We start from the raw sequence: 12505 nt of genomic DNA on the forward strand, positions 1-12505 counted from the left end.
CTAGAGTGTTCCCGTGGAGGTAGTCAGCAAGCCGCGCTTCTGCAATTGACTCGATAGCATCTCATTTCAGCACCTTTGCCTCCATTCTGCAGACGCCATGCGGCGTTTTATGCAGCTGATTTTGTACGTCCTCTTGCATGCGTGACTTCCCGATCGCGAAGTCGGAAGGCACCAACAGTGGGGAAGACCAAACCAGCCACAAATCACGACAGCCACATCAGTAGAGGAGCGTTCTATATGTTTCGACGGATGATTCTGACGTTGACATTGTCCCTTTGCCTTGGCGCGGCGGCTGCGCCCGCGGTGCAGGCCCAGTCCGCACCGGCAATCACCGAAGAGGAGGCGCACGCTATCGCAGTGGACGCCTACGTTTACTTCTACCCCATCATGTCGATGGACGTGTCCCGCAAGCAATTTACAAACGTCGAACAAGGCAAGGAATCCTTCAAAGGCCCGATGAATACGTTCGTCAATGTGCGCGAATACCCGCCGGCGGACTTCAAGGGTGTCGTGCGATCCAACTTCGACGCGTTGTATTCCGCCTCATGGCTGGACATGACCAGGGAGCCCGTCGTCATTTCCGTTCCGGACACCAATGGACGCTACTACCTGTTGCCGATGCTCGACATGTGGACCGATGTCTTTGCGTCACCAGGCTGGCGGACGACGGGCACCAAGGCCGGGACGTTCCTGATCACTCCCCCGGGCTGGAGGCCGGATCTGCGCGAAAGATTTGCCGAGGAGTTCAAGCTTCCAAAGGACACGCAGCGGATCGAAGCGCCAACGCCCTATGTCTGGGTCATTGGGCGCACCAAGACGGATGGCCCGGCCGACTACGCTGCGGTTCACAAGATCCAGGCCGGCTACAAGGTCACCCTGCTTTCAGAATTCGGCAAGACGCCGAAGCCGGTCGAGATCAAGATCGACCCGAGCGTCGACATGAAGACGCCGCCGAAGGTCCAGGTCGATACAATGTCGGCAGGCGTGTATTTCGCCTATGCCGCCGAGTTACTTAAGCTTCATCCGCCTCATATCACCGACGAGCCGATCATCGCGCAGATGAAGAGGATTGGTATCGAGCCCGGCAAGAGCTTTGACATCGGTAAGCTCGATCCGGTCGTGCAAAGGGCGCTGGAGACCGCACCGCAGGACGGGCAAAAGCTGATGGCCTGGAAGGTGCCGACGCTGGCGCGAGTCGCCAACAACTGGTCCATGAACACGGACACAATGGGTGTTTACGGCAACTACTACCTGAAGCGAGCCATTGTCTCGCAACTGGGGCTCGGTGCAAACCTGCCTGAGGACGCCATCTATCCGCTCAATCTCGGCGACGAATCCGGCAGGCCGCTCGATGGCGCGAACAAATACACCATTACGTTCGAGAAGGGCGCCGCCCCGCCGACCAATGCGTTCTGGTCGATCACTCTCTACGATCCGGAAGGCTTCCAGGTCGGCAACGTCCTGAACCGCTTCGCCGTCTCTAGCTGGATGCCGTTCAAATACAATGCCGACGGCTCGCTCGATCTGTATTTCCAGAACCAGAGTCCGGGCAAGGACAGGGAAGCCAACTGGCTTCCGGCGCCGAAGGGAGCCTTCAACCTGACCATGCGTCTCTACAGTCCAAAGTCCGAGGCGCTGACCGGAAAATGGAATCCGCCGCCGGTTGTGAAGTCGCCGACGACGGTGGGCCTGTCGGCCCAGTAAGAGTGACAGAACGTCGGCGGCCGACCTTTCGCCGGCCGCCGGATTGCAACGCTTCAGACTTGAAATCTCAAACCCGATTTCCGGATGAGGAGAGGTCAACTCGCGCTCACGCCGTGTCAGCTACTCATGGAAAATCACATCGGGCATTTCATCTGGCCCACTGCCCCAACTGGAGGCATGTCTGCAAACTGACATAACTTGGCGTGCCGCCGATGCTCTCTTGCGAGATGCAGCTTGCCCGGCTTGGCGCGGTGAATTTCGACCATTGGCTTGCGAGCTGCCGCTTCGCTTTCTGTTCATCGTTCACGCAGCTCTTTGTCGACTGGTCAACGGAGAGGCCGGCGGTGGCGGCGACGTCGAGCTTGCAGCTCCGGGCGATGTCGAATTTGGGCACACCGTCTGCGACCGCGACGACCAACTGCGAGCTCAAAACGATCATCGAGAAAGAGATAGGCATCTCCGGCCTCCTTCCGATCGCAGCCAAGCTTCCGGGCTGCCGCTTCTATTTAAAGCTGCAGCGCCAGTCTATGCCAAAACCGGGCGGGACGCGACCGAGAATGTCAATCGGAAGGCAGTCGCCGCAGAACGCAGGGACGGCAAAGCCCGCCCTGCGAATCCGCGAACGCATATGCGCACTCACGCCGCGTTGGCGCCTTCCTGGCGGCTGGCCTCGAACAGGAACCAGGTGCGGCGCTCGGTCTCGTCGATGAAGACTTCGAGCAGGCTTGCGCTGCCGGAATCCGCATGATCGTCGCAAAGCTTGTGGGCTTTGCGCATCGCCGCCGCCATGTGCTTGTTGTCCTGCATCAGTTCGCGGAGCATTTCGCGCGGCGGCACATAGGCCTCGTTGTTGTCCTGGATGGTCTGCAGCTTGGCGATCTGCCCGATCGAGCGCAGGGTGGTGCCGCCGAGCTTGCGCACCCGTTCGGCGAGCTGGTCGGTGGTGGCGAAAATCGCCTCCGACTGCTGGTCCAGCATCAGATGATAGTCGTTGAAGTGCCGGCCGCTGACATGCCAGTGAAAGTTCTTGGTCTTCAGATAGAGGGCGAATGCATCCGCCAGCAACGAATTGAGCGACGCCGAGATCTTGTCCACCGCGGCCTGCGGCAGGTCGGTCGGCGTATCGAGTTCGGGGGATACCTTGTCGGATTTGTTGTTGGTTTTGCTCACGTTGCACCTTCCTGTTAGGAACCGGATAGCGACGGCGGTGGACATCGGCCGTCGGACGACCTAACGCATCACCTTCAGGCTGGTTCCGATGTCGGAACCCGCCGCTTTGCCGGACGCGCGCATGGATGAATGGATCGACTATTACGATTCCACGCATACGATTTATGCGAGCAAGCTGCATCGCGACCTGCATTTCCAGATCATCGCGCGTGACATTATCGGCTACATCTCTTCGCCCGATTCCGTGGTGCTGGACTATGCCTGCGGCGAGGCGCTGTCCGCTGCCAAGGTGGCGGACGCCTGCGCCAAGCTCTACCTGGCCGAGCCTGCCCCCGGTGTCCGCGGCCGGCTGATCGCGCGCTTTGCGCCAAACACCAAGATCCGCGTCCGATCGCTCGAGGATCTCACGCGAATGGCGGAAAGCTCAGTCGATCTCGTCATCATGAACTCGGTCGCGCAATATATGACGCCGGCGGAACTGGATTCCGCTTTTATCGTCATCCGCCGGCTGTTGAAGCCCGCCGGGCGGCTGGTACTGGGCGACATCCTGCGGCCGGAAGTCGGCATGGCCAGGGACGTGCTGGCGCTCCTGAAATTCGCCGCCTCCCACGGCTTCCTGAAAGATGCCCTCTACGGCCTCGCGAGCACGGCGCTATCGGACTACCGGCAGTTGCGGACCCGCGTCGGGCTGCAGCGCTACGGCGAAGCCGAGATGATCGAGAAGCTCGCCGCTGCGGGCTTTTCAGCCTCGCGCGCCCCGTTCAATATCGGCCACAACCCATGGCGGATGACCTTCGTGGCGCGGCACGCTTTCCAATGCAGTTGAATGCCAGCGCACGCTGAGATTGTTAACCCTAAGGTGCGGTAGGTATGGTTCACCGCGCCGTGATCGGCGATGATGACCGCGGCCCGGTGGCGGAAGCGACGACGCGAGAGCAGTGCAATGCTCTTTATCCTGGTTCAAATCCAGGCCGGGCCTCCAGCCTTCGCTGCTCCGCAGCTTCGGCTCGGCAAGCCAGCGGTGGCGAAGGCTGTCGCGCCGTAGCGGAGCGAAGGCGGACCTCGGCTCGGCAAGCCCTATCGTAGCGAAGCCTGCCGCGGCGTAGCCCAAAGGGCGAAGCCGGGCCTCGGCAAACACACCCCCTGATTTCCCCTAAAATCGCGGTTGATGGGGGGCTTTTGGGGGTTTCGCGGGTGCGGAATCTGGTCTAAAGACCACCCGCGCGCGAGGGTGACCCGCGCTCTTGGCTTAGGGGACGCGCGGCATGCGCGCCCTTTTTTTGTGCCCAATTTCCAGTCTGAGAGCTGATGCCCAAAAGAACAGATATCTCCACCATCCTGATCATCGGCGCCGGGCCCATCGTAATCGGCCAAGCCTGCGAATTCGACTATTCCGGCACCCAGGCGGTGAAGACGCTGAAGGAAGAGGGCTACCGCATCGTCCTCGTCAATTCCAATCCGGCCACCATCATGACCGACCCGGAACTGGCGGACGCCACCTATATCGAGCCGATCACGCCCGAAATCGTCGCCAAGATCATCGAGAAGGAACGCCACGTCATCCCGGGCGGGTTTGCGCTGTTGCCGACCATGGGCGGCCAGACCGCGCTGAACTGCGCGCTGTCGCTGCGCCGGCAGGGCACGCTCGACAAGTTCGACGTCGAGATGATCGGCGCCACCGCCGACGCCATCGACAAGGCCGAAGATCGCCAGCTCTTCCGCAACGCGATGGAGAAGATCGGCCTGCAGACGCCGAAATCGCGGCTCGCCAACGCCTCGGCGCTGAAGAAGTCCTATCGCGACAAATACCTCGCCGATCGCGAGAAGCTGTCGGGCGAGGCGCTGGAAGAGTGCGAGCGGCAATGGACGCTCGGCGAGAACGAGCGCCGCAAGCGCTACCAGGAGCACGCGCTCGGCGAGGCGCTGATGGCGCTGTCCGAAATCGGGCTGCCCGCGATCATCCGCCCCTCCTTCACCATGGGCGGCACCGGCGGCGGCATCGCCTACAACAAGGAAGAATTCCTCGACATCATCGAACGCGGCCTCGACGCCTCCCCGACCAACGAAGTGCTGATCGAGGAATCCGTGCTCGGCTGGAAAGAGTTCGAGATGGAGGTTGTGCGCGACAAGAAGGACAATTGCATCATCGTCTGCTCGATCGAGAACCTCGATCCGATGGGCGTGCACACCGGCGATTCCATCACGGTGGCGCCGGCGCTGACGCTGACCGATAAAGAATACCAGATCATGCGCGACGCCTCGATCGCGGTGCTGCGCGAGATCGGCGTGGAGACCGGCGGATCCAACGTGCAGTTCGGCGTCAACCCCGACGATGGCCGCATGGTCGTGATCGAGATGAACCCGCGCGTGTCGCGTTCCTCCGCACTGGCCTCAAAAGCCACCGGCTTTCCGATCGCCAAGGTCGCCGCCAAGCTCGCGGTCGGCTACACGCTCGACGAAATCGGCAACGACATCACCGGCGGCGCCACGCCCGCCTCGTTCGAGCCGACCATCGACTATGTCGTCACCAAGGTTCCCCGCTTCGCCTTCGAGAAATTTCCCGGCGCCTCCACCACGCTGACGACGTCGATGAAGTCAGTCGGCGAGGTCATGGCGATCGGCCGCACCTTCCAGGAAAGCCTGCAGAAGGCGCTGCGCGGGCTCGAGACCGGACTGACCGGGCTCGACGAGATCGAGATCGAGGGCCTCGGGCGCGGCGACGACAAGAACGCGATCCGCGCCGCATTGGGCACGCCGACGCCGAACCGCATCCTGCAGGTGGCGCAGGCGATGCGGCTCGGCTGGTCGGACGAAGACATCTTCAATTCCTGCAAGATCGATCCGTGGTTCCTCGCCGAGATGCGCGGCATCATCGAGATGGAAGCGAAGATCAAGGCGAACGGCCTGCCGCCGAACGGCTACGGCATGCGCATGCTGAAGGCGATGGGTTTTTCCGACGCGCGGCTTGCCGTGCTGTCAGAGTCTACCGAAGCGGAGATCACCGCGAAGCGTCATGCGCTCGGCGTGCGCCCGGCGTTCAAGCGCATCGACACCTGTGCGGCCGAATTCGCTTCCCCCACCGCCTATATGTATTCGACCTATGAAGCGCCGTTCGCCGGTGCGCTGGCGGATGAAAGCGCGCCGTCGGACAAGAAGAAGGTCGTCATCCTCGGCGGCGGCCCGAACCGGATCGGCCAAGGCATCGAATTCGACTATTGCTGCTGTCATGCCTGCTTCGCGCTCGACGACGCCGGCTACGAGACCATCATGGTCAACTGCAATCCGGAGACGGTGTCGACCGACTACGACACCGCCGACCGGCTCTATTTCGAGCCGCTCACCGCCGAGGACGTGCTGGAGATCATCGCCACCGAACGGCAGAACGGCACGCTGCACGGCGTGATCGTACAGTTCGGCGGCCAGACCCCGCTGAAACTCGCACGCGCGCTGGAAGCGGCCGACGTGCCGATCCTCGGCACCTCCCCCGACGCCATCGACCTTGCCGAGGACCGCGACCGCTTCAAGCGCGTCCTCGACAAGCTGAGGTTAAAGCAGCCCAAAAACGGCATCGCCTATTCGGTCGAGCAGGCGCGGCTGGTGTCGGCTGATCTCGGCCTGCCGCTGGTGGTGCGCCCGTCCTATGTGCTGGGCGGCCGCGCGATGCAGATCATCCGCGAAGAGACCCAGCTCGACGATTACCTGCTTGGCACCCTGCCCGAGCTGGTGCCGTCCGAGGTCAAGGCGCGCTACCCCAACGACAAGACCGGGCAGATCAACACGGTGCTCGGCAAGAACCCGCTGCTGTTCGACCGCTATTTGTCCGATGCCACCGAAATCGACGTCGACTGCATGTGCGACGGCAAGGATACCTTCATCGTCGGCATCATGGAGCACATCGAGGAAGCCGGCATTCACTCCGGCGATTCCGCCTGCTCGCTGCCGCCGCATTCGCTGGACGGAAAGATGATCGAGGAGCTCGAGCGGCAAACCCGCGAGCTCGCGCTCGGCCTCGACGTGGTCGGTCTGATGAACGTGCAGTATGCGATCAAGGACGGCGAGATCTACGTGCTCGAAGTCAATCCGCGGGCGTCGCGCACCGTGCCGTTCGTCGCCAAGGTCGTCGGCATGCCGGTGGCGAAGATCGCCGCCAGAATCATGGCCGGCGAGAAGCTTGCGGATTTCAAGCTGAAGAAGAAGCAGCTCGGCCATGTCGGCGTGAAAGAGTCTGTCTTCCCCTTCGCGCGCTTTCCCGGCGTCGACACCGTGCTCGGTCCGGAGATGCGATCGACCGGCGAAGTCATGGGCATCGACCGCTCGTTCGAGATTGCCTTTGCCAAGAGCCAGCTCGGCGGCGGCACCCGCGTGCCGCGCAAGGGCACCGTATTCGTCTCGGTGCGCGAGACCGACAAGCACCGCATCGCGGAGGCTGTCCGGTTGCTGCACTCGCTGGGCTTCAAGGTGATGGGCACATCGGGCACCCAGCGCTTCCTGACCGACAAGGGCATTCCGACGGAAAAGGTCAACAAGGTGCTGGAAGGACGGCCGCACATCGTCGACGCCATCACCAATGGCGACATCCATCTCGTCTTCAACACGACCGAAGGGCCGCAGGCGCTGGCCGACAGCCGTTCGCTACGGCGGGCTGCCCTCTTGCATAAAGTGCCGTATTACACCACTCTTTCGGGTGCTGTGGCGGCCGCCCAGGGCATCCGCGCCTATCTGGGCGGGGACCTTGAGGTCCGCACGCTGCAGAGTTACTTTTCCGAAAACTGATCGTTAGTCGGGCGCAAATGCCCGCTAAACGATTGGTAACAAAGCCGTATGGCCGGAACTCACCCGCGCGCCTGGATGAATCGGCCCTTGAACGGGCCGAAAATCAATAGGCTGGCGGGCTCGCATTGGGCCATGAAAGCCCGAATCGAAATCTAAAAAATGCCTCGTGCGCACGACGCCCCGGGCGGCTCGCACGATGGAAGGACGGAAAAGATGATGGAAAAGGTTCCGATGACAGCGGGTGGCTATGCCGCCCTGGAGGTCGAGTTGAAGCAGCGCCAGTCGGTGGAGCGTCCGCGCATCATCGAACACATCGCCGAGGCGCGCTCGCATGGCGACCTTTCGGAGAACGCGGAATATCACGCCGCCAAGGAAGAGCAATCGCACAATGAAGGCCGCATCGCCGAGCTCGAAGACAAGCTCGCGCGCGCCGACATTATCGACATCTCGAAGCTCTCCGGCGACACCGTCAAGTTCGGCGCCACCGTCACGCTGATCGATGAGGACACCGAGAAGAAAGCCGTGTGGCAGATCGTCGGCGAAGTCGAGGCCGACGCCAAGAAGGGCCGCATCTCCATCACCTCGCCGCTCGCCCGCGCCCTGATCGGCAAGAAAAAAGGCTCGACCGTGGAAGTCGTGGCGCCCGGCGGCGCCAAGGCCTACGAGATCACCAAGGTCGAGTGGCGCTAGTCACCTGCAAGTTACTGTTGCGACAAAGCCGCGTTTCGACGCGGCTTTTTTGTTGCCGCCCTGCTGACAGGATTGTGAGTGGCGGCGCGGCAGGCTTCCGTCGTACGCAATTTTTGTAATTGGTTATGCAATATAACTAAGCGTGCATTGTTCATTCGGCAAGGCGCGCAGAGGCGGGCTCTGGTGTGTCGCCTGAAGTACTTGCTGCGCTGCAATCACGGCAACCCTTTGCCACACGGTGACGCGCGACGGGAATGATTCAATTTCAGGGGTGTTGTGTCAGCATCACACGCGATCTGCCAACACTGTGTAATCTGGTCACGCTAAGTTCTAGCGTGCCAAACAAGGGGGACGATGACATGGACCAAATCGACAAGATGCTCGCGAAATGGCAGCCGACGGCGCTGAGCCTGTTTCGTTTCATCACCGGGCTTCTGCTGTTTCAGTACGGTGTCGCGAAGATTCTGAAGTTTCCGACAATTCCGGAGGGTAACGCTTACGCCTTCCTCAACAAGGTGCAATTGATGTCGCTACCGGGAGTCGCCGGTGCGCTTGAGTTGATTCTGGGCGGGCTTTTGCTGCTCGGACTGCTCACGCGGCCCGTCGCCTTCATTCTTGCCGGCGAGATGGCCTTTGCCTATTTCATCGGTCATGCGCCGAGGAGCTTTTTTCCGCTCATCAACGGCGGCACGCTCGCGATCCTGTTCTGCTTCGCCTGCCTTTATCTTTCGACTGCAGGCGGCGGACCGTACAGCCTCGACGCCATGATGCGGAAGAAGTGAGCTGAAGCGAGCGCCTTCACTCAACGTCATTCCGGGGCGCGTCGAAGACGCGAACCCGGAATCTCGAGATTCCGGGTTCGATGCTTCGCATCGCCCCGGAATGACCTACGAACTCACCCCGCCACCTTCGCATCGAGCGGCACCGCCGCTTCATATTTCGAATTGTGCAGCACCAGCGACGTCCGCACATTGCGAACGTGCGGCGCCGCGGTCAGGTGCGTGACGAAATCCTGAAACGTCGCCATGTCGGGCGCGACGCATTTGAGGATGAAATCCACCTCGCCCGACAACATCCAGCATTCCCGCACCAAGGGCTCGGCGCGGACGAATTCCTCGAACGCGCGCAAATCCGCATCCGCCTGGCTCGACAGATGAACGGAAGCAAACACGGTGACGTCGAAGCCGAGCCGGCGCGGATCCAGGAGGCCGCGATAGCCCTGGATATAGCCTTCCTCCTCCAGGGTGCGGACCCGGCGCAGGCAGGGGGGCGGCGAAATACCGACGCGTTTGGCCAGTTCCACATTGGTGATTCGGCCATCGGCCTGGATTTCGGCGAGAATTCTGAGGTCGATTTCGTCAAGATTCTTCGACACGCGCGTCGGGTTCCCTAATTTTTGCTGCGCTTAAGCCGGCTGCTGGCAACTCTTTAGCGCACGCCGCGCGGATTGCGCAATTTTATTGCGCGTGCATCGCCACATTTCCGATTATTACTTCTGTTCCGGGGAAAATTCGCTGGGATGAATTGCAATTCTTGCATAGCTACCCAGATATCTTAGACTTGGATTTGACACTTTCAGCGCCGTCGCGACGTCCTTCCAGGCGCTTTCTGCTTAAGTCACGAACAAACCCCCGAATAAGAGAGGGATCCGCCGATGCCCGCGCCTATCCATGCCAAGGTCGTCATTATCGGTTCCGGCCCCGCCGGTTACACCGCGGCGATCTACGCGGCGCGCGCGATGCTTGAGCCGGTGCTGATCCAGGGCATCCAGCCCGGCGGACAACTCACCATCACCACCGACGTGGAAAACTATCCGGGCTTCGCCGACGTCATCCAGGGGCCCTGGCTGATGGAGCAGATGGAGAAGCAGGCGGCGCATGTCGGCACCAAGATCGTCACCGACCACGTCAACAAGCTCGAACTCGGGCAGCGGCCGTTCCGCCTGACCTGCGACTCCGGCGATGTCTATCTCGCCGAGACGGTGGTGCTCGCGACCGGCGCGCAGGCGCGCTGGCTCGGCATCCCCTCCGAAGAAAAATTCAAGGGCTTTGGCGTCTCGGCCTGCGCGACCTGCGACGGCTTCTTCTACCGCGGCAAGGAAGTGATCGTGGTCGGCGGCGGCAACACCGCGGTCGAGGAAGCGCTGTTCCTGACCAACTTCGCCTCGCAGGTGACGATCGTGCATCGCCGCGATCATTTCCGCGCCGAGCGCATCCTGCAGGATCGCCTGTTCAAGAACCCCAAGATCAAGGTGGTCTGGGACTCAGCGATCGACGAAATCTGCGGCGTCGAGAACCCAAGCAAGGTCACCCATGTGCGGCTGAAGAACGTCAAGACCGGCACACGTACAGAAGTGCCGGCGGACGGTGTCTTCATCGCCATCGGCCACGCGCCGGCAACCGACCTCGTCAAAGGCCAGATCAAGCTGAAACCATCCGGCTATGTCGAGGTGGCGCCGAACTCGACCGCCACCTCGATCCCCGGCCTGTTCGCTGCCGGCGACGTGGCTGACGAAACCTACCGGCAGGCGGTCACGGCGGCCGGCCTCGGCTGCATGGCGGCCCTCGAGGCCGAACGTTTCCTGGCTTTGCGCGCGAGCGATCGCGCGGCGGCAGAATAATCATGCCTCGAATGCGCAACGGATCAACGGACATGGATTGGGACAAGCTGAAAGTCTTTCACGCGGCGGCGGAAGCGGGAAGCTTCACCCATGCCGGCGAGCAACTCGGGCTTTCGCAGTCGGCGGTATCGCGACAGGTCAGCGCGCTGGAGCAGGAGCTCGCGGTGTCGCTGTTCCACCGCCACGCGCGCGGGCTGATCCTCACCGAACAGGGCGACCTGCTGTTCCGCACCGCGCATGACGTGTTCATGCAGTTGCAGGCGGCGCGCGCCAAGCTGACCGACAGCCGCGAGCGGCCGAGCGGCGACCTCAAGATCACGACGCCGCCGGCGCTCGGCATCAACTGGCTGATCCCGCGGCTCGACGAGTTCACCGCGCTCTATCCTGACATCCGCATCTCGCTGATCGTCACCGACGAGGATCTCGACCTGTCGATGCGCGAAGCTGACGTAGCGATCCGGACCCGCAAGCCGACCCAGCCCGACCTGATCCAGCGCAAGCTGTTCTCGATCGGCTTCCATGCCTATTGCTCGCCCGAATACATCAAGCGCTTCGGCACGCCGCGGACGCTCGACGACCTCGACTCGCACCGCATCATCATGCTGGGCGATGCGCAGGTTCCGCCGCATCTGCAGAACCGGAGCTGGCTGATCGACGCCGGCCGCAACGGCTCGGGCCCGCGCGAAGCCTATTTCAAGGTGAATAATATCTTAGGGCTGGTCCGCGCTTGCCAGCAGGGGCTCGGCATCGCCGCCCTGCCCGACTATCTGGTCGAGGAAAACAACCGCCTGGTGCAGCTCTTCGGCGAAACCGACTCGATCGCGATCGACACCTACTTCGTCTATCCCGAAGAGTTGAAGACCGTCGCTCGCGTGCAGGTGTTCCGCGATTTCGTGGTGAGCAAGGCGCAGCGCTGGCCCTCATAGAGCATGATCCGGATCCGAAGGGCGGGCGTCAGCGCAAAGCGGGTACCGGTTTTCCGAAAAGATCATGCTCAAATCAAAGAGATAGAGCGGGATGACACTCGAAGAAAAGTCATCACGCTCTATGAGCGGAGTGACGTTTCATCGTCCCGCTTTTCCGAATTAGCCGATTTTATAGAGGGCCCGCCCACCGCATGACTGACATGCGGCTCGGACGGTTGCTGCAAGCCACTGATGGGGATCATAGTGCTCAAATGCTGAGCGGCCGCGTCGCGCATATGTCCTCCTCCTCCAGTGGCGCGGCGGTTCAGTAATCCCTCTTGGAAGGTGATTGTGTCGGCCTCACGTGGCCAATACCTCAAGCCGGGCTCTTTCGGGCCCGGCTTTTTTTTGTGCCCAAGTCTTTTTCATACCCAGGTCTTTTTCATACCCAGGTCTTTTTCATACCCAAGGCTTTTTCTTTTTCATCGACACATCATGTCGCTGCGCTGATTGACATCGAGGCCCTCCACAACCATGATCCGCAAATGATCACGAGTTCGTGCGCAGCTTTGTCGTCGAAAAAAGGTCCCCACCTGGGGACCCGAGATCGACGCGCGCACTAGACTGCCGCAACCCGCGATCC

Annotated in this window: 10 protein-coding genes and 1 tRNA gene; 8 read left to right on the forward strand and 3 right to left on the reverse strand. The window is 61.5% G+C overall.

Features of this window, described 5'->3' with window-relative positions; genetic code table 11:
• The first annotated feature begins 237 nt into the window (after positions 1–237).
• Entirely contained in the window at positions 238–1704 is a 1467-nt protein-coding gene (locus GWE18_RS10625) for a DUF1254 domain-containing protein (protein ID WP_275185719.1), read from the forward strand.
• Positions 1705–1852: 148 nt separating this feature from the next.
• Here the strand turns inward: GWE18_RS10625 and GWE18_RS10630 are convergent, their stop codons facing one another.
• On the reverse strand, positions 1853–2188 hold the full coding sequence (locus GWE18_RS10630; RefSeq protein ID WP_275185720.1) for a hypothetical protein: 336 nt from the start codon (positions 2186–2188) through the stop codon (positions 1853–1855).
• A 152-nt stretch (positions 2189–2340) separates the two neighbouring features.
• Positions 2341–2874 (reverse strand): DNA starvation/stationary phase protection protein, encoded by a 534-nt coding sequence (locus tag GWE18_RS10635; protein ID WP_275185721.1) that lies wholly within the window; start codon positions 2872–2874, stop codon positions 2341–2343.
• A 121-nt stretch (positions 2875–2995) separates the two neighbouring features.
• Between GWE18_RS10635 and GWE18_RS10640 the strand changes: the two genes are divergently transcribed.
• From GWE18_RS10640 to GWE18_RS10660, 5 genes are all read left to right on the forward strand, one after another.
• The gene (locus GWE18_RS10640) at positions 2996–3700 is read left to right on the forward strand and encodes a class I SAM-dependent methyltransferase (RefSeq protein ID WP_275185990.1); all 705 of its coding nucleotides are present in this window, start codon (positions 2996–2998) and stop codon (positions 3698–3700) included.
• Between the two features lie 80 nt (positions 3701–3780).
• Positions 3781–3856, forward strand: a tRNA-OTHER gene (locus GWE18_RS10645).
• A gap of 326 nt (positions 3857–4182) precedes the next feature.
• Positions 4183–7647: a carbamoyl-phosphate synthase large subunit gene (carB, locus tag GWE18_RS10650; RefSeq protein WP_275185722.1), complete on the forward strand. Its 3465-nt coding sequence runs from the start codon at positions 4183–4185 to the stop codon at positions 7645–7647.
• 216 nt (positions 7648–7863) lie between these two features.
• Complete coding sequence (greA, locus tag GWE18_RS10655) at positions 7864–8337, forward strand: transcription elongation factor GreA (protein ID WP_156437986.1); 474 nt, start codon at positions 7864–7866, stop codon at positions 8335–8337.
• 368 nt (positions 8338–8705) lie between these two features.
• Positions 8706–9119 carry a DoxX family protein gene (locus GWE18_RS10660; protein WP_275185991.1) on the forward strand — a complete coding sequence of 138 codons (414 nt, stop codon included), beginning with the start codon at positions 8706–8708 and terminating at the stop codon, positions 9117–9119.
• A gap of 113 nt (positions 9120–9232) precedes the next feature.
• Here GWE18_RS10660 and GWE18_RS10665 read toward each other — a convergent pair whose 3' ends face one another.
• The gene (locus GWE18_RS10665; protein ID WP_057848743.1) at positions 9233–9712 is read right to left on the reverse strand and encodes an Lrp/AsnC family transcriptional regulator; all 480 of its coding nucleotides are present in this window, start codon (positions 9710–9712) and stop codon (positions 9233–9235) included.
• A gap of 279 nt (positions 9713–9991) precedes the next feature.
• Here GWE18_RS10665 and trxB point away from each other — a divergent pair, with 279 nt between their 5' ends.
• On the forward strand, positions 9992–10957 hold the full coding sequence (gene trxB / locus GWE18_RS10670; protein ID WP_275185723.1) for a thioredoxin-disulfide reductase: 966 nt from the start codon (positions 9992–9994) through the stop codon (positions 10955–10957).
• Between the two features lie 2 nt (positions 10958–10959).
• Positions 10960–11883, forward strand: coding sequence for a LysR family transcriptional regulator (locus GWE18_RS10675; protein WP_275185724.1), 924 nt, complete (start codon positions 10960–10962; stop codon positions 11881–11883).
• Positions 11884–12505 lie beyond the last annotated feature (622 nt).

The organism is Bradyrhizobium sp. CSA112 (genome assembly GCF_029051645.1).
Lineage (GTDB): Bacteria > Pseudomonadota > Alphaproteobacteria > Rhizobiales > Xanthobacteraceae > Bradyrhizobium.

Excerpts from the sequence above, each read along its gene's own strand:
- carB (WP_275185722.1), top strand. The coding sequence starts at position 4,183 with ATGCCCAAAAGAACAGATATCTCCACCATCCTGATCATCGGCGCCGGG.
- trxB (WP_275185723.1), top strand. The coding sequence starts at position 9,992 with ATGCCCGCGCCTATCCATGCCAAGGTCGTCATTATCGGTTCCGGCCCC.
- GWE18_RS10625 (WP_275185719.1), top strand. The coding sequence starts at position 238 with ATGTTTCGACGGATGATTCTGACGTTGACATTGTCCCTTTGCCTTGGC.
- greA (WP_156437986.1), top strand. The coding sequence starts at position 7,864 with ATGGAAAAGGTTCCGATGACAGCGGGTGGCTATGCCGCCCTGGAGGTC.
- GWE18_RS10640 (WP_275185990.1), top strand. The coding sequence starts at position 2,996 with ATGGATGAATGGATCGACTATTACGATTCCACGCATACGATTTATGCG.
- GWE18_RS10675 (WP_275185724.1), top strand. The coding sequence starts at position 10,960 with ATGCCTCGAATGCGCAACGGATCAACGGACATGGATTGGGACAAGCTG.